Source organism: Sphingopyxis sp. sgz302558 (genome assembly GCF_057220455.1).
This window is the reverse complement of sequence record NZ_JBXPUZ010000001.1, coordinates 441299-458862: the sequence shown is the minus strand read 5'-3', so window position 1 is coordinate 458862 and position 17564 is coordinate 441299. Positions and strand designations below refer to the sequence as shown.

Here is a 17564-nt window from a genome sequence, read left to right as displayed (position 1 = left end):
ATGGCCAAGATCAAGATTAAGCAGGTCGGCTCGCCGATCCGTCGTCCGTCGAGCCAGCGCAAGATCCTGACCGGGCTGGGCCTCGGCAAGATGCACCGCGTCGTCGAGCTGGAAGACAGCCCCGAAGTGCGCGGCATGATCCGCAAGCTGCCCCATATGGTGGAAGTAGTCGAAGGCTAAGACCTTCGTCGTTCCTGAAATTTAGCGCGAACATAGCGAAAGCGAGTGCAAGACAATGAAACTCAACGATCTTCGTGACAATGATGGCGCCCGCAAGGGCCGGATGCGCGTCGGACGCGGCATCGGCTCGGGCAAGGGCAAGACCGCCGGGCGCGGGCAAAAGGGCCAGAAGGCACGCTCGGGCGTGGCCATCAACGGCTTTGAAGGCGGCCAGATGCCGCTGCACATGCGCATCCCGAAGCGCGGCTTCAACAATATCTTCGGCACCGACTATGCCATCGTCAATCTGGGCATGATCCAGAAGCTGGTCGATGCGAAAAAGCTCGATGCCAAGGCCGTGGTCGATCACGCCGCGCTCAAAGCCGCTGGCGTGGCCCGCGGCGGCAAGGATGGCGTGCGCCTGCTTGCCAAGGGCGAACTGACCGCGAAACTGAACTTTGAAGTCGCGGGCGCTTCGGCGAGCGCGGTGGCCGCGGTGGAAAAGGCTGGCGGCACGGTCAAACAGACCGCCAAGGCGGCTGAGGCCGCTGAAGGTTGACAATCAACGAAGGGGCGGGGCCGCAATGCCACCGCCCCTTTCGCCATAATGCCGCTTCCCCCTTGCAACTGCGCCGTGGCATCCGCATTTAGGCGCAAAGGTCGCGCCGGGGTGGGGCCGCAGCTAAGCTATTAAGGACAAGCGTCGATGGCCTCTCGCGCCGATCAACTGGCAGCCAATCTCAATTTTTCGAAATTCGGGCAGGCGACCGAACTCAAGAACCGCATCTGGTTCACCATCGGCGCGCTGATCGTTTTCCGCTTTTTGTCGTTCGTGCCGTTGCCGGGCGTCGATCCGGTCGCGCTGGCGCGGCTTTATCAGCAAGCAGCCTCGGGCGGCGTGCTCGACATTTTCAACACCTTTTCAGGCGGCAGCCTCGAACGCATGAGCATCATTGCGCTCGGCGTTATGCCCTATATTACCGCCTCGATCGTGGTGCAGCTGGCCTCGGCGCTGTCGCCAACGCTCGCGGCGCTTAAGAAAGAGGGCGAAAGCGGGCGCAAGAAGCTCAACCAATATACCCGCTACGGCACCGTCGCACTGACCGCGATCCAGGGCTATTTCGTCGCGCTCAGCCTCGAAACATTGGGTCAAACCTCGGGCATCAATGCCGTCATCGATCCCGGTATGATGTTCCGCATCTCGGCGGTGATCAGCATCGTCGGGGGCACCTTGTTCCTGATGTGGCTGGGCGAACAAATCACCAGCCGCGGGATCGGCAACGGCGTGTCGCTGATTATCATGGCGGGCATTTTGGCTCAGCTGCCGCGCAGCTTTGCCCAATTGTTCGAACAGGGCCGTTCGGGCGCCACCGGCGGCGGCACCATCCTCGCCGTGCTGATCGGCGCGGTGGCGATCATCGCCTTCATCAGCTTCATGGAACGCGCGCAGCGCCGCGTGCTGGTGCAATATCCCAAGCGCGCGACGCAGAACGGCGTCATGCAGGCCGACCGCAGCCACCTGCCGCTGAAGGTCAACACCGCCGGCGTCATCCCGCCGATCTTTGCCAGCTCGCTGCTGCTGATGCCGCTGACCATCACCCAGCTGATGGGACAGGGCGTCGATGGTGACACGACCTCGGGCAGCTTTCTCATTACGCTCAACCAGCTGCTTGCCCACGGCCAGCCGCTCTACATGCTGCTCTATGGGCTTGGTATCGTCTTCTTCTGCTTCTTCTATGTCGCGGTGGTCTTCAATCCTGAAGAAACCGCCGACAATCTGAAGCGCCAGAACGGCTTTATCCCCGGCATCCGCCCGGGCAAAAACACCGCCGCCTATCTCGACCATGTGCTCACCCGCATCACCGTGCTGGGTTCGGCCTATCTGGTCGTTATCTGCCTGGTGCCCGAATATTTCATCGCGCAGGCCGGTCTGCCCTTCTACCTTGGCGGTACCAGCCTGCTGATTGTGGTCAATGTCACCATCGACACCATCACCCAGATCCAAAGCCATTTGCTCGCGCACCAATATGCCGACCTCATCAAGAAATCGAAGCTGAAGGGCGGCGCGGTCCGCCGTTGACGGCGGCGGCGCAGCGCGGCAGGACGGCATTGGGGTTCTTGGGGGCGCATAGGGCATGACCATCGACATCATCCTGCTGGGTCCGCCCGGCGCGGGCAAAGGGACGCAGGCAGCGCGGCTGGTCGATGAGCATGCCATGGTCCAGCTGTCGACCGGCGACATGCTGCGCGCCGCGGTGAAGGCGGGCACGCCCATCGGCCTCCAGGCCAAAGCGGTGATGGACGCAGGCGAGCTGGTCTCCGACGAAATCGTCTCGGGCCTGATCGGGGAAAAGCTCGATGGCCTGCCCCCCGGCACCTCGGTGATTTTTGACGGTTACCCACGCACGGCGGCGCAGGCAGAGGCGCTCGACGCCATTTTGAAATCGCGCGGGCGCAAGCTTGACCATGTCATCGAATTGGTGGTCGACGAAGACGCGCTCGTCGACCGCATTACCGGCCGCTTCACTTGCGGTACTTGCGGCGAGGGCTATCACGACCGCCACAAACTGCCGGCTAAGGCGGGCACGTGCGACAAATGCGGCGGCACCGACTTCAAACGTCGCCCCGATGACAATGAAGAAACCGTGCGCACGCGCATGGCCGAATATCGCGCCAAAACCGCGCCAATCCTGCCGATCTATGAGAGCCGCGGCATTGTCGCGCGCGTCGACGGTATGGCCAGCATGGATGCGGTGGGCGAAGCCATTGAGGCCATTATCAAAAAATAACCTCGTCATTCCCGCGCAGGCGGGAATCCATCTCCGGCTGTCGCCTTTCCTCCAAACTTGCGTTAATCGGCGCGCTTGGGAGATGGTTTCCCGCTTTCGCGGGAATGAAAAGGGGGGCTTGAGAATGCGCAAATCGAGATGGTTCGCTATGGCGTTGGGTCTCGCCCTTGCCCCACTCCCCGCCGCCGCCAAGGTCATCGACCAGAGCGACGCCGGCTTCACCGCTGCGCACAGCGCGCGCGTCGCGGCCAGTCCTGCCGACGTTTGGAAAATGCTGCGCGCGCCCCAAAGCTGGTGGTCGGGTGATCATAGCTGGTCGGGCGATGCCGCCAATTTCTGGATGGACGCCCAGGCGGGCGGCTGCTTCTGCGAAAAGCTGCCCGGCAGCGAAGGCATGATGGGCAGCGTCCAGCACGCGCGCATTCTCTTTGCCAAGCCCGGCGAGCTGCTCCGCCTGTCGGGCGCGCTTGGCCCACTGCAGGGGGAGGCGGTCACCGGCACGCTGACCATCCAGATCAAAGCGGTCGAGGGCGGCAGCATCATCCGCTTCGACTATGTTGTCGGCGGCTATATGCGCTTCAAGGTTGCCGACATCGCCCCCGCTGTCGACGGCGTGATTGGCCAGCAGCTCGCTGGCCTTGCTAAGGCACTGGGTGGCGCGCTGCCCGCCGAGAGCGCGGCGGCAAAAGAGGAAGGCGATCTGGCCGCTACCGCCAAGGCGCTGGCAGAGGACGCGAAAAAGGAAGAGGAAGCGCCGGAAGATTGACGGCGGTCGCTGATTTCGTTCCCTCTTTTCGTCATCCTGAACTTGTTTCAGGATAACGAACCACAGCCAGTTGTCCTGAAACAAGTTCCGGACGACGAACTATCCTATATCTTCTTCAACCCCGCCAGCGCCGCAAACGGCCCGGCCTGATCCTCGCGCAGCACGCCGCGCTCGGCCAGAATGCGGTCGGCATCGGGATGGCGCGGAAAAGGATCGAGCGCCAGCGCCAGTGACTGGACCGCGGCTTCGCCAACATCGACCCCGCCGGGCTCGAGCGGCATGATATCCAAATCGGCATCGCCAAGCTCAACCTCGGCATCGGCCTCGTCGGGAAGGCTGAGCGCCGCGACATAGCGCAGCGCAAAGGGTTCGGTCAGCGTGGCGGCCACGGGCAGGCTTGTCGCGGCGCAGGCCTGAACCACATCAGCGGCTACCGTGCCCTTCAGCAGCGCCCCGCCGGCCACCGGCTCGAGCGTAGCGGTAACCTCGAACCGGTCCAGCGCCTCCAGCCCCAGCCGCGCTGCCACCCGCGCCCGCGCCTCGGCATCGGCGACGACCGCAATCGGCCCCGTCCGCCCGATCGCATCCTGCGCCACCAGATGCGAAAATTCGCTCATGCAGGCAGCCGCTCCGCCGCGACCAGTTCGGCCACCGGCATCGCCGCCAGTGCGGCGCGCAGCGCGGTCACTTCCGCCAGCACATGCGCCATCGCTTCCGGCTCGGGCGCTTCGCCGCGATACAGGTTGCGCAGCAGCGCCGCCTCCATCGCCGCCGGGTCGCTCGCGCCATCGCGATACGCCCCCAGCCGGCCCCCCAGCGCGCTCATAATCTGGCCGATCTGTTTGCCGACGATCAGGTCGCCAAAGCCGATCTGGCGCATCTGTCCGTCCATATCGTCGACGAATATCTCGGTCAGCAACACGCCGTCGCGCCCATGCTCGGGCGCTTCCTCGATGCGCAGCAGCACTTGGGCCAGCACCAGCGCGACCATGTCAAAGCGTCCGTCGAGCGTGTCGGCGACGCCGCCGCGCCGATACCAATGCTCCTCGCGCGCGCGCGCCACAACGGCGTGCCACAAGGGGCGCAGGGCATCGCGCGGGTCGGCGGCGCGGCGAAACAGTCGATCAAACAGGGCCATGGCCCGCGCATAGCGATTTCCGCGCGCCAGCGAAAGCCGTCCACAAAGCCGTTCACCGGGGCGACAAGCGGCTTGTGCGAGGGAAGCGCTTGCGGCTAAGCGGGGCGGTACCGCAGCGCGCCGCGCCGCACGGGAGAATTTGTTGATGCATGCCAGCCGTTTTCGCACCGCCATCGTCGGCGGCCTGATCGTCACCACCTTGCTCAGCGGCTGTGCGCAATTGCGCGGGCGGCAGGGCTATGTCGTCGATCCGGTGCTCGCCGATTCGGTGACCGCTGGCGTCGACAACCGCGAATCGGTGGAAAAAACGCTGGGTCGCCCGACGTTCGTGGGGCAATTTTCGGACCGCGACTATTTCTATGTCGCGCGCGAAACCCGCCAGCTTGCCTTTGCCAATCCGCGCCCGGTGGCGCAGATTGTTATGCACGTGAAGTTCGACGCGGCGGGCAATGTCACCGCGGTCGAGCGCACCGGCCTCGAAAACGTCGTGCGTTTGAGCCCCGAGGGCGACAAAACGCCGACGCTGGGCCGCGAACGCAGCTTCTTTGAGGATATCTTCGGCAACATCGGCGCGGTCGGCGCGCCGGGCGCTGGAGCGCCGCAGCAGTAACCGCTGTCCTGAGCCCGTCGAAGGGTCCGGGACGACAAGGCGGACCTAAACCGCAATCCCGCCCGCCGCCAGCACCGCCAGTGTTACCAGTTCTGAGGCGGGCGACGCCATCGTTGCGATCTGCACCGGATATTTCATGTTCAGCAGCATCGGGCCGATAATGGTTCCGCTACCCAGCTCGCGCAGCAGCTTGGCGGACAGGTTCCCCGATTGCAGCCCCGGCATGATCAGCACGTTTGCTGGCCCCGACAGGCGGCAAAAGGGATAATTTTTCATCACATTGGGATTGAGCGCGACGTCGGGGGCCATTTCGCCTTCATATTCGAATGCACATTCGCGCGCGTCGAGCGCGCCCACCGCGCCGCGGATGCTGTCGAGCCAATTGCCCTCGGGATTGCCAAAGGTCGAATAGGACAGGAACGCCACGCGCGGCTCGTGCCCCATCGCGCGCGCGACCATTGCCGTGCGCTCGGCAATGTCGGCGAGCTGCTCGGACGTCGGCCGTTCGTTGACCGTGGTGTCGGCCAGGAAGATGGTCTGGTGCTGGCCGACAAAAATATGCACGCCCAGCGGCGTCTTGCCCGCGGCGGGGTCGATCACGCGCTTCACCTCGCGCAGCGTCTGGGCATAGGTGCGCGTCACCCCGGTGATCATCGCATCGGCCAGCCCCATTTTCAGCATCAGCGCGGCAAAGGTGTTGCGGTCGCGGTTGACCATCCGTTCGCAGTCGCGGCGCAGATAGCCGCGCCGCTGCAGCCGCGCATACAGCATCTCGACCATTTCGGGCACGTGCGGCGAATTGGTGCTGTTGTGAATCTCGAATTCGTCGGCGTTGGGCACCCCCATCTCCACCAACCGCTCGCGCGTCCAGTCGCGCCCGACCAGCACGGGGATGCCATAACCGCCATCGCGGAACTGGATCGCGGCGCGCAGCACCACCTCCTCTTCGCCTTCGGCAAACACCACGCGCTTGGGGTTCGCCTTGGCGGCGTCATAGGCCAGCGTCAGCACCGATGTCGTGGGGTTGAGCCGCGCGCGCAGCGACCGCGCATAGGCCTCGAAATCTTCGATCGGCTTTTGCGCGACGCCCGATTCTATCGCCGCCTTCGCGACCGCGCAGGGGACAATTTCCATCAGCCGCGGGTCAAAGGGCGACGGGATGATATAATCGGGGCCAAAGCTCGACGCCCGCCCGCCATAGGCCGCCGCGACCTCCTCGGGCACCTGCTGGCGCGCCAGCTCGGCAATGGCGTGCGCGGCAGCGATTTTCATTGCATCGTTGATCGTGGTTGCGCGCACATCCAGCGCGCCGCGAAAGATGAAGGGGAAACACAGGACATTGTTGACCTGGTTGGGATAATCCGACCGCCCCGTCGCGATAATCGCATCGGGCCGCGCCGCACGCGCGTCGGGGGGTGAAATTTCGGGGTCGGGGTTGGCCATCGCAAAGATGATCGGCGCGGCCTTCATATCCCGCACCATCTCGGGCTTCAGCGCGCCTGCCGCCGACAGGCCCAGGAAGATATCGGCATCGACCAGCGCCTCGGTCAGCGTGCGGGCCTTGGTCGGAATCGCATGCGCCGATTTCCACTGGTCCATGCTTTCGGTGCGGCCCTGATAAATCACGCCCTTGCGGTCGCACATCGTCACATTTTCGTGTCGCACCCCCATCGCCTTCATCAGCTCGGTGCAGGCAATCGCGGCGGCGCCCGCGCCGTTGACCACCACCTTCACTTCGTCGAGCTTGCGCCCGGTCAGGAAACAGGCGTTGATGATCCCGGCGGCGGAAATGATCGCCGTGCCATGCTGGTCGTCGTGGAACACCGGAATGTTCATGCGCTCGCGCAGCGCTTGCTCGATGATGAAGCAATTGGGCGCGGCAATATCTTCCAGATTGATGCCGCCAAAGCTCGGCTCGAGCAGCGCGACGGCGTCGATAAACGCCTGCGGGTCCTCGGTCGCAACTTCCAGATCGATGGAATCGACGTCGGCAAAGCGCTTGAACAGCACCGCCTTGCCTTCCATCACCGGCTTCGACGCCAGCGCGCCCAAATTGCCCAGCCCCAAAATCGCGGTGCCATTGGAAATCACCGCCACCAGATTGCCCTTGGCGGTATATTCATACGCCGCCGCCGGGTCTTCGGCGATCGCGCGCACCGGCACCGCGACGCCGGGCGAATAAGCCAGCGACAAATCGCGCTGCGTCGCCATCGGCTTCGACGCAATAATCTCGATTTTCCCTGGCCGCCCCATGGAATGAAACAGCAGCGCCTCGCGGTCCGAAAACTGCACCTTGCTCTCGTCGCTCATCGCCCCGCTCCCGTTTAACGCGCCGTAAGACGTCCCTATGACCGGGGCGTGGCAAGGGCAAGGGGGGCGGGGCGATACTGGCGTGCGCCCCTTGCGGACCTATGGCTCTGCGCCCTAAGCAGATGGCGCATGTCATCCGCCCCCGCCTTTGCCCCTACAGCCACGCCCGCCACCCCGATGATGGCGCAATATTGGGCGCTGAAGGCCGAAGCCCCCGATTGCCTGCTCTTCTATCGCATGGGCGATTTTTTTGAGCTCTTCTTTGACGATGCCAAGGCTGCCGCCGCGACGCTCGACATCGCGCTCACCTCGCGCGGCGAGCATGGCGGCGAAGCGGTGCCGATGTGCGGGGTGCCGGTGCATGCTGCCGAAAGCTACCTCGCGCGCCTCATCCGCGCCGGGCACCGCGTCGCGATTGCCGAACAGGTCGAAACCCCCGCCGAGGCCAAAGCGCGCGGCGGGTCGAAAGCGCTCGTCGCGCGCGCCATCGTGCGCTTTGTCACCGCGGGCACGCTGACCGAAGAGACGTTGCTCGAGGGGCGCAGCGCCAACCGCCTCGCCGCGCTCGCGACCATTGCTGCGACCGGCGAGACCGCCATCGCCGCCGCCGATATCTCGACCGGGCGCTTCGAGGTGGTGCTGACCGACGCGGGCCGGGTAGAGGCCGAACTCGCGCGCCTCGCCCCCAGCGAAATTTTGGTGGCCGCGGGGAGCGCGGTCCCCGCCCTCTTCGCCGCGCGCGCCATCGAACGCCCCGCCGCCGACTTCGCCAGCGCCGCCGCCACCAAGCGGCTGCAGGCGCGCTTCGGCGTCGCCACGCTCGACGGCTTCGGCGATTTCTCCCGCGCCGAACTTGCCGCGATGGGCGCGCTCGACGCCTATCTCGGCCATGTCGGGCGCGGCAGCGCGGTGTTCTTGCAGGCGCCCGTGCGCGCGGCGGCCGGCGGCGTCATGGCCATCGATGCCGCGACGCGCGACAGTCTGGAGCTGACCCGCACCGCCGACGGGCAGCGCGGCGGCAGCCTGCTCGCCGCCATCGACCGCACCGTGACCGCGGGCGGCGCGCGCCAGCTCGCCGACGATATCGCCGCGCCGCTCACCGATAGGGCCGCCATCACCGACCGGCTCGACCTCGTCGACTGGTTCGCGCGCAATGCCTTGCTGCGCGCCGAGGTGCGCGATGCCCTGCGCGCGCTGCCCGACGCAGCGCGGGCGCTCGGGCGGCTGGTGGCAGGGCGCGGCAGCCCGCGCGATCTCGCCCAGCTGCGCGATGCGCTCGGCGGCGCGCGGCGGCTGCGCGAACGGCTCGGCGCCTTGGCGCAGCGCCCTGCATTGCTCGATGCCATCCTCCCCGCGCTCGACGGGCACGGTGCGCTTGTCGATGAACTCACCCGCGCGCTGGTGGAAAGTCCGCCGCTCGATGCGGCCCAAGGCGGCTATATCGCCGAAGGTTACGACCACGCGCTCGACGCGCTGCGCCACACAGCGCGCGACGGGCGGCAGGCGATTGCCGCGCTCGAGGCCGATTACCGGGCGCGCACCGGCATCGCGGGGCTCAAAATCCGCCATAACGGCGTGCTCGGCTATCATGTCGAGGTGTCGGCGAAGGCCGCCGATGCGCTGATGGCGCCCACATCGGGCTTCACGCACCGCCAGACGCTCGCCGGGGTGGTGCGCTTCAATGCGCCCGACCTCCATGAAGCCGCGCTGCGCGTGACGCAGGCCGGCGCGCACGCGCTGGCCGCCGAAGCGGCGCATCTGGAGGCGCTGACCGCGCTTGCCGTCGCCCGCCGCGAGGCCATTGCGCGCAGCTGCGATGCGCTCGCCCGCATCGATGTTGCCGCCGCGCACGCCGACCATGCCATGACCCACGGCTGGTGCCGCCCCGGGCTGACCGATGACAATGTGCTCGCCATCACCGGCGGTCGTCACCCCGTGGTCGAAGCGGCGCTGGCGGCGCGCGGCGAACAGTTCGTCCCCAACGATCTGGCTTTGTCGCCAAGCGACCGGCTGTGGCTGGTCACCGGCCCCAATATGGGCGGGAAATCGACCTTCCTGCGGCAAAATGCGCTGATCATAGTGCTCGCGCAGGCGGGCGCATTTGTGCCCGCGTCGGCGGCCACCATCGGTCTCACCGACCGGCTGTTCAGCCGCGTCGGCGCCAGCGACAATCTGGCACGCGGACGCTCGACCTTCATGGTCGAAATGGTCGAAACCGCTGCGATCCTCGCGCAGGCGACGCCGCGCAGTTTCGTGATTTTGGATGAAGTCGGTCGCGGCACGTCAACTTACGACGGCCTCGCGCTCGCCTGGGCGGTGGTCGAGGCGGTGCACGAGGTCAACCGCTGCCGCTGCCTGTTCGCGACCCATTATCACGAATTGACGCGCCTTGCCGAGACGCTGGACGCGCTCTCGCTCCACCATGTCCGCGCGCGCGAATGGCAGGGCGATCTGGTGCTGCTCCACGAACTCGCCGATGGCCCCGCCGACCGCAGCTACGGCCTCGCCGTCGCGCGCCTCGCCGGGGTCGCCCCGCGCGTCGTCCAGCGCGCCGAAGCGGTGCTCGCCAAGCTCGAGGCCGGGCGCGCCGCCACCGGCGGGCTCGCAGCGGGGCTCGACGATCTGCCCCTCTTTGCCGCAACCGTCGCTGAGGCGCCCGCGCCACCAACCGACGCGCTGCGCGACGCGCTCGCGGATATTCAGCCCGACAGCCTGACCCCGCGCGACGCGCTGGAACTGCTCTACCGGCTTAAGGGTCTGGCAGACGGGGCATGACCGACCGCTTCGCCAGCCTTGACGACCGCCGCGCCATCATCGACCGGCGCGCGCTTGCCGATGCGCTTGACACAGCGATGGCGAATGCGCGGCACGGCAGCGCGCGGCGGCGCATTTTGGTGCTCATGCTCAAAGATGCGCTGGACGCGGGGCGGGCCGAGGTAGCGCGGCGGCTGGCCCTCCACCCTACCGCCGGACGCGCGGCGGCGCTGGCGCAAACCTTTCTGATCGACCAGATCATCCGGTTGGCGCACGATGTCGTGACCGACCACCTCTATCCTTCGGGCAACAAATCATCGGGTGAACGCCTCGCATTGATCGCAGTCGGCGGTTATGGCCGCGCCGAGCTGTGCCCGCACAGCGACGTCGACATCGGCTTCATCACCCCGTTCAAACAAACCAGCTGGACCGAGCAGGTGATCGAGGCGATGCTCTACACCTTCTGGGATCTGGGGCTGAAGGTCGGCCATTCATCGCGCTCGGTTGACGAGATGATCCGCGCTGCGCGCGACGATCTGACCGTGCGTACCGCGCTCTTGGAAGCGCGCTTCATCTGGGGCGATCGTGCGCTTTACGAAGCCGCCTCGGCGCGCTTTGCTGCCGAGGTGGTGGCGGGCAATGCCAAGGCGTTCGTCGCCGACAAGCTCGCCGAACGTGACGAGCGCCACGTCAAAATGGGCGATTCGCGCTATGTCGTCGAACCCAATGTGAAGGAAGGAAAAGGCGGCCTGCGCGATCTCCACACGCTGTTGTGGATCGGCAAATTCATTCATCAGGTGCGCGCCGCCCCCGAACTGGTCGACGCCGGGCTGCTGACGGCGGGCGAATTGCGGCAATTTGCCCGCGCGGAAAATTTCCTGCTCGCGGTGCGCTGCCACCTTCACCTGATCACCGGGCGCACCGAGGACCGGCTGACGTTTGACGTCCAGCGCGAGATCGCCGAACGGATGCGCTTTGCCGCGCGGCCGGGCAAGAGCGCAGTCGAACGTTTCATGCAGCTATATTTCTTGCATGCCAAAGCGGTGGGCGACCTCACCGGCACATTCCTTGCGCACCTCGATGACCAGCAGGCCGCGCGCGGCCGGCGATTCCTGCCGACGATGTTCCGCCGTCCGGCCAAACTCGGCAGCTTTGTGCTCGACCGCGGGCGGCTGGCGCTGCCTTCGGACAAACATTTTATCGAAGACCCGGTGCGCCTGCTCGAAATTTTTGCGCTTGCCGACAAGCACGGGCTGGAGGTCCATCCCACCGCGATGCGCCAGGCGCGCCACGATGCGCGGTTGATTGATCAGACGGTGCGCCGCGATCCGCGCGCCAATGCGCTGTTTCTTGACGTACTGACGTCACCGCGCGACCCCGAAACCGTGCTGCGCTGGATGAACGAGGCGGGGGTCTTCGGTCGTTTCATTCCCGATTTCGGCCGTGTCGTCGCGCAGATGCAGTTCGACATGTATCATCATTACACCGTCGATGAACACACTATCCGTGCCATCGGGCTGCTCGCGCGGATCGAGGCGGGCAAGCTTAAGGGCGATCATCCGCTGTCCAGCGTCATCATGGCGCAGATCCAATCGCGCCGCGTGCTGTACGTCGCGGTGCTGCTACACGACATCGCCAAGGGGCGCGGCGGCGACCATAGCGTGCTGGGGGCCGAACTCGCGCTCACGCTCTGTCCGCGCCTCGGCATGACGGCGGCAGAGACCGAAACCGTATCCTGGTTGGTGCGCTATCACCTGCTCATGTCGGCGACCGCCTTCAAGCGCGACCTCGCCGATTTCAAAACCATCCTGGATTTTGCGGGCGCGGTGCAATCGCCCGAACGGCTGCGCTTGCTGTTGGTGCTCACCGTGGTCGATATCCGTGCGGTCGGCCCGGGCGTGTGGAACGGCTGGAAGCGCCAATTGCTCAGCGAACTCTATGATGCCGCCGAAGAAGTGCTGCGCCTTGGCCACAAGCAGCGCGGGCGTGAGGCCCGCATCGCGGCCAAGAAAGAAGCGGCGGCGGAGCGGCTGGCGCTTGCTCCTAGCGCCTTTGACGCGCTCGCCCGGCGCTTGCCCGAAAGCTATTGGATCGCCGAATCGGTCGATGTAATCGCCGCCAACCTGCGTCACATGCTCGCCCATCCCGGCGCGGCACTCGCGGTCAGCGCCATCCCCGACGCCGATCGCGGCGCGACCCTTGTGATGGTGCTCGCCGCCGACCATCCGGGGCTCTTCTACCGCATTGCGGGCGGCATCCATCTGGCCGGCGGCAACATCATCGACGCACGCATCCACACCACGCGCGACGGCATGGCCCTCGACAATTTCCTGGTGCAGGATCCTTTGGGGCGGCCCTTCGCCGATGATCGCCAGATCGAACGGCTGTCGCGCGCGATCGACGATGCGCTCGCCAACCGCCAGAAATTGCTGCCCAAGCTCGCAGCCCGCCCCTTGCCGCGCACCCGTGCCGAAACCTTTCGCATCGCGCCCAATGTGCTGATCGACAACAAAGCGTCGAACCGGTTTACGGTGGTCGAGGTGAATGCACAGGACCGCCCGGCGCTGTTGAACCAGCTCGCCTATGCGCTGTTCCAGTCGAAGGTCACCGTGCACAGCGCGCATGTCGCTACCTATGGCGAACGCGCGGTCGACGTCTTTTACGTCACCGACCTGCTCGGCGGCAAAATCGACAGCGCCGCGCGCGTGCGGGCGCTGGAAAAGCGCTTGCTTGAGGCGGCTGCCGGCGAAGTGGCCGGCGCGGTCGCGGCCTAACTGCGCAGCACTGCCCCCAGCTTCGCCGCTGCTGCCACCACGGCGTCGCTGATGGCTTTGAGATCCGCATCGGTGAAGCTCTTATCGCCGGGCTGCAGCACCACCTCGACCGCCAGGCTGACCTGACCATCGGGCACACCCGCGCCGACAAAGCGGTCGAACAGCCGCGCCGCGACGATATGCGCCTTGTCCGCGCCTTTGACCGAACGCACCAGCTCGCCCGCCGTCAGGCTGTCGGGCGCGAGGAAGGCAAAGTCGCGGGTCACCGCCTGCAAGGCGGGCGGGGCGAAGGGCGCGCGCATGAAACCTGACGCGCGCTTGGCCGGAATGGCGTCGAGATGAATCTCCGCGACCGCAACCGGCCCATCCAGATCGAACGCCTTAGCCGTCGCGGGGTGCAGCATGCCGAACGCCGCGAGCACCGTCTTGGGCCCCAGCCGCAGCGTCGCCGACTGGCCGGGGTGATAGTGCGCGCCTGCTTCGCCCATGACCTGCAGATTGTCGGTCGGGGCGCCGGCTGCTGCCAGCAAAGCCAGCACTTCGGCCTTGGCGTCGAACGCATCGAAGCGCGCGGCTTTACCGCTCGCCCAACCGCGCGGCGTTTTTTCGCCGCCCAGTAACAGGCCCAGCGTCGGCCGTTCGATGCTGGTGTCGTCGGCGCTGCGAAAATAACGCCGCCCGATTTCAAACAGGCGGACACTGGGCGCGCCGCGATCCATATTGCGCTGCGCCGCCATCAGCAGCCCAGGCAACAGCGACGGCCGCATGACCTTCAAATCCTCGCTGATCGGATTGGCAAGCGTCCAGTCGCCGTCCCCGAACGCCGCCGCCGCACTTTCGGGCAGGAAGGACCAGGTGATCGCCTCGTTCAGCCCGCGCGCCGCCGCCGTGCGCCGCACCCGCCGCTCGACCTTCTGCATCGGCGTGGCTGTCGGCTTGGCGACCCCGTCTGCGCGCGGCAGCGGGGCGCTGGCGATATTGTCGAAGCCGATGATCCGCGTCACTTCTTCGACCAGATCGGCAGGCCCATCAATATCACGCCGCCAGCTGGGGATGGTAACCGTCCAGTCGGGTGCCACGGCAAAGCCAAGCGAAGCCAAAATGGCGGCCTGCTGCTCGGCGGGAACTTCAATCCCGCCCAGCCGCGCACAATGTGCCGGATCATAGGTCAGCGACCGCGCAGCGAGCGGGGGTTCACCGGCGCGCACCACCTCACTCGCTGTCCCGCCGCAAATATCGATGACCAGCGCCGCAATAATCTCGACCGCATCGTCCAGAAACGCCGGATCCACCCCCCGCTCGAACCGCGTGCGTGCATCGCTGGTCAGCCCCAGCGCCTGCCCCGTCCGCGCAATATGTTCGGGGGTGAAATAGGCGACCTCCAGCAGCACATCGGCGGTGGTCTCGCTGCACCCCGAATGCTCGCCGCCCATGATGCCCGCGATGTCGTGGACGCCGCTGTCGTCGGCGATCACGGTCATCGCCGACGTCAGCGCATATTGCTTGCCATTCAGCGCGGTGACGGTTTCGCCGTCCTGCGCCCGCCGCGCCACGACCGCACCGGTCAGCTTGGTCAGGTCATAGGCATGGCTCGGCCGTCCATGGTCAAGCATCACATAGTTGGTGATATCGACCAGCGCCGAAATCGGTCGCTGCCCGGCGCTCTTCAGCCGCGCCTGCATCCAGGCGGGCGACGCGCCATTGGTCACGCCTTTGATAACGCGGCCATAGAAAGCGGGGCAGCCTGCAGGATCGTCGGTGCGAATTTCGGTCGGGCAGGGATAGCTCGCTGCCACCGACGGCACTTCCAAGGGCCTCAGCGTCCCCAGCCCGGCTGCCGCCAGATCGCGCGCGATGCCGCGCACGCCCATGCAATCCTGCCGGTTGGGGGTCACCGACACATCGATCACCGGATCGTTCAAATCGGCATAGTCGCAGAACGCCATGCCCACCGGCGCATCAGCGGGCAATTCGATGATGCCGTCATGGTCATCGCCCAGCTCCAGCTCGCGCGACGAACACATCATGCCGTTCGATTCGACGCCGCGGATCGCGGCCTTGCGCAGCACCATGCCGTTCGCCGGCACCACCGCGCCCTCGCGCCCGAACACCCCGACCAGGCCGGCGCGCGCATTGGGCGCGCCGCACACGACCTGCAGCGGCACGCCTTCGCCCGGATCGACGGTCAGCAGCTGCAATTTGTCGGCCTGCGGATGCGGCGCGGCGGTCAACACGCGCGCAACGGTGAAGCCCGCAAGGCGCTCGGCGGGGTTCTCGATGCCCTCAACCTCCAACCCGATGCGGTTCAGCGTGTCCGCAACGGCCTGAATGTCGGCGTCGGTATCAAGGTGGCTCTTCAACCACGAAAGGGAGAATTTCATGCGCCGACTCCCCCGCTCAATGTGGGCACATCGAGCGCGCCAAAGCCATAATGGCCCAGCCAGCGCATATCGCCGTCAAAGAAGGCGCGCAGGTCGTCCATGCCATATTTCAGCATCGCCAGTCGGTCGACGCCCGTGCCAAAGGCAAAGCCCTGCCACTCGTCGGGATCGAGCCCGCAGGCGGCAATCACCTTGGGGTGCACCATGCCGCTGCCCAGCACCTCCATCCACCCTTCGGCCCCACCGATCACGCGCTTGCCGTTCACCAGGCTATAGCCAACATCAACCTCGGCGCTTGGCTCGGTGAAGGGGAAATAGCTCGGCCGCAGCCGCAGCACGACATCGTCGCGCTCGAAAAAGGCTTTCAGGAACGTCTCGAGCGTCCATTTGAGATGCCCCAATGTGATCCCGCGATCGATGACCAGCCCCTCGATCTGGTGGAACATCGGCGTGTGCGTGGCGTCGCTGTCCGACCGATAAACGCGCCCCGGCGCGATGATGCGAATGGGGGGTTGCTGCGACATCATGGTGCGGATCTGCACTGGCGACGTGTGGGTGCGCAGCAACATCTTGTGGTTGCTGCCTGCGATGTCCGGGAAATAGAAAGTGTCGTGCATCGCCCGCGCCGGGTGCGTATCGGGGATATTGAGCGCGGTGAAATTGTGCCAGTCGTCCTCAACCTCCGGCCCTTCGGCGACGGCAAAGCCCATGTCGGCGAAAATTTCGGCCAGCTCGTCCATGACTTGGCTGACCGGATGCACCGATCCGCGCGGCGCTTCGGGCGCGGGCAGCGTCAGGTCGACGCGCTCGGCTGCGAGCCGCGCGGCCAGTGCTTCGCTTTCCAGCGCGGCTTTGCGTGCAGCCAGCGCGGTGCTCACCGCTTCGCGCAGACCGTTGATGCGTGGGCCTTCGCTGGCGCGCTGCTCGGGGGTCATCCCGCCCAGCGTTTTCAGCAGCGCCGACACGCTTCCGGCTTTGCCCAGCGCTTCGATGCGGATCGCCTCGACCGTGTCGAGATCGGAGGCGGTATCGATCCGCGTCAGCAGGTCGGATTGCAGGGTATCGAGGTCACTCATCATCATTTTCCCGGTAGAGCCGGTTTGCCCATAAGCGAAAGGGCGCGAACGGCAACTGCCGTCCACGCCCTTCTCGCGCATTCCAACAAAGTTTGCGTTATGCCGCTTTCGGCAACGCAGCCTTCGCCTGCGCGATGATGGTGGTAAACACCGCGCCTTCGTTCATGGCCAGGTCGGCCATGACCTTCCGGTCCAGCTCGATACCTGCCAGCTTCACGCCGTGCATGAACTGCGAATAGGTAAGGCCCTCGGCGCGGACCGCAGCGTTAATCCGCTGGATCCACAGCGCGCGGAAGTTCCGCTTCTTAACCTTGCGGTCGCGATAGGCATATTGCCCGGCCTTCTCGACGGCCTGGCGGGCGATGCGGATGGTGTTCTTGCGGCGGCCGTAAAAGCCCTTCGCCTGATCCAAAATCCGCTTGTGCTTGGTGCGCGTCGTGGTGCCGCGTTTGATGCGTGACATGGGTGCGCGCTCCTTACTTCAGGCCGTACGGCGCCCACAGGCGCACATGACCCGCATCGGCATCGCTCAGCACACTGGTGCCGCGGTTGGTGCGGATATATTTGGAATTGTGGCTGATCAGGCGGTGACGCTTGCCGGCGACGCCGTGCTTCACCTTGCCCGTCGCGGTGAATTTGAAGCGCTTCTTCACACCGCTTTTGGTCTTCATTTTGGGCATTTCGGTCTCCTTGTTCTGGGACAATCTCGACCGGCCCTGGCAGCCCTTGTAGCCAGGCAGGTCATCACGCGATCGTCGGCGAAGCGGGGCCGTTAGCGAAGCACGCGCCGAAATGCAAGCGATTCGG

General features: G+C 65.7%; 15 protein-coding genes. 8 read left to right on the top strand and 7 right to left on the bottom strand.

Annotated features, from left to right (window positions below; all coding sequences use genetic code 11):
• The 5 genes from rpmD (at window position 1) to AC2TC0_RS02180 (ending at window position 3714) form a co-directional block, all read left to right on the top strand.
• Window positions 1–180 (top strand): 50S ribosomal protein L30, encoded by a 180-nt coding sequence (gene rpmD / locus AC2TC0_RS02200; protein WP_484715853.1) that lies wholly within the window; start codon window positions 1–3, stop codon window positions 178–180.
• A 55-nt stretch (window positions 181–235) separates the two neighbouring features.
• A complete protein-coding gene (gene rplO / locus AC2TC0_RS02195) occupies window positions 236–718 on the top strand; it encodes a 50S ribosomal protein L15 (RefSeq protein WP_484715852.1) in 483 nt (160 codons plus the stop codon).
• A gap of 147 nt (window positions 719–865) precedes the next feature.
• A complete protein-coding gene (gene secY / locus AC2TC0_RS02190; RefSeq protein ID WP_484715851.1) occupies window positions 866–2239 on the top strand; it encodes a preprotein translocase subunit SecY in 1374 nt (457 codons plus the stop codon).
• A 55-nt stretch (window positions 2240–2294) separates the two neighbouring features.
• Window positions 2295–2948 (top strand): adenylate kinase, encoded by a 654-nt coding sequence (locus AC2TC0_RS02185; protein ID WP_484715850.1) that lies wholly within the window; start codon window positions 2295–2297, stop codon window positions 2946–2948.
• Between the two features lie 124 nt (window positions 2949–3072).
• The gene (locus AC2TC0_RS02180) at window positions 3073–3714 is read left to right on the top strand and encodes an SRPBCC family protein (RefSeq protein ID WP_484715849.1); all 642 of its coding nucleotides are present in this window, start codon (window positions 3073–3075) and stop codon (window positions 3712–3714) included.
• Window positions 3715–3818: 104 nt separating this feature from the next.
• Here the strand turns inward: AC2TC0_RS02180 and AC2TC0_RS02175 are convergent, their stop codons facing one another.
• Window positions 3819–4331 carry a YceD family protein gene (locus tag AC2TC0_RS02175; protein ID WP_484715848.1) on the bottom strand — a complete coding sequence of 171 codons (513 nt, stop codon included), beginning with the start codon at window positions 4329–4331 and terminating at the stop codon, window positions 3819–3821.
• A complete protein-coding gene (locus AC2TC0_RS02170) occupies window positions 4328–4852 on the bottom strand; it encodes a ubiquinol-cytochrome C chaperone family protein (RefSeq protein ID WP_484715847.1) in 525 nt (174 codons plus the stop codon). The genes AC2TC0_RS02175 and AC2TC0_RS02170 overlap by 4 nt, the downstream gene beginning before the upstream one ends.
• Before the next feature lie 145 nt (window positions 4853–4997).
• Here AC2TC0_RS02170 and AC2TC0_RS02165 point away from each other — a divergent pair, with 145 nt between their 5' ends.
• Entirely contained in the window at window positions 4998–5462 is a 465-nt protein-coding gene (locus AC2TC0_RS02165; RefSeq protein WP_484715846.1) for an outer membrane protein assembly factor BamE, read from the top strand.
• Window positions 5463–5507: 45 nt separating this feature from the next.
• Here the strand turns inward: AC2TC0_RS02165 and AC2TC0_RS02160 are convergent, their stop codons facing one another.
• Window positions 5508–7772: an NADP-dependent malic enzyme gene (locus AC2TC0_RS02160; RefSeq protein WP_484715845.1), complete on the bottom strand. Its 2265-nt coding sequence runs from the start codon at window positions 7770–7772 to the stop codon at window positions 5508–5510.
• A 129-nt stretch (window positions 7773–7901) separates the two neighbouring features.
• Between AC2TC0_RS02160 and mutS the strand changes: the two genes are divergently transcribed.
• On the top strand, window positions 7902–10547 hold the full coding sequence (gene mutS / locus AC2TC0_RS02155; protein ID WP_484715844.1) for a DNA mismatch repair protein MutS: 2646 nt from the start codon (window positions 7902–7904) through the stop codon (window positions 10545–10547).
• Window positions 10544–13300 carry a [protein-PII] uridylyltransferase gene (locus tag AC2TC0_RS02150; RefSeq protein WP_484715843.1) on the top strand — a complete coding sequence of 919 codons (2757 nt, stop codon included), beginning with the start codon at window positions 10544–10546 and terminating at the stop codon, window positions 13298–13300. The genes mutS and AC2TC0_RS02150 overlap by 4 nt, the downstream gene beginning before the upstream one ends.
• Here AC2TC0_RS02150 and pheT read toward each other — a convergent pair.
• The 4 genes from pheT to rpmI all read right to left on the bottom strand — a co-directional run bounded on the left by pheT (window position 13297) and on the right by rpmI (window position 17437).
• Window positions 13297–15681, bottom strand: coding sequence for a phenylalanine--tRNA ligase subunit beta (pheT, locus tag AC2TC0_RS02145; RefSeq protein ID WP_484715842.1), 2385 nt, complete (start codon window positions 15679–15681; stop codon window positions 13297–13299). The genes AC2TC0_RS02150 and pheT overlap by 4 nt on opposite strands.
• Entirely contained in the window at window positions 15678–16757 is a 1080-nt protein-coding gene (gene pheS / locus AC2TC0_RS02140) for a phenylalanine--tRNA ligase subunit alpha (protein WP_484715841.1), read from the bottom strand. Before pheS ends, pheT begins: the two co-directional genes overlap by 4 nt.
• A 97-nt stretch (window positions 16758–16854) precedes the next feature.
• Window positions 16855–17220, bottom strand: coding sequence for a 50S ribosomal protein L20 (rplT, locus tag AC2TC0_RS02135; protein ID WP_484715840.1), 366 nt, complete (start codon window positions 17218–17220; stop codon window positions 16855–16857).
• Between the two features lie 13 nt (window positions 17221–17233).
• Window positions 17234–17437 carry a 50S ribosomal protein L35 gene (gene rpmI, locus AC2TC0_RS02130; RefSeq protein WP_484715839.1) on the bottom strand — a complete coding sequence of 68 codons (204 nt, stop codon included), beginning with the start codon at window positions 17435–17437 and terminating at the stop codon, window positions 17234–17236.
• Window positions 17438–17564 lie beyond the last annotated feature (127 nt).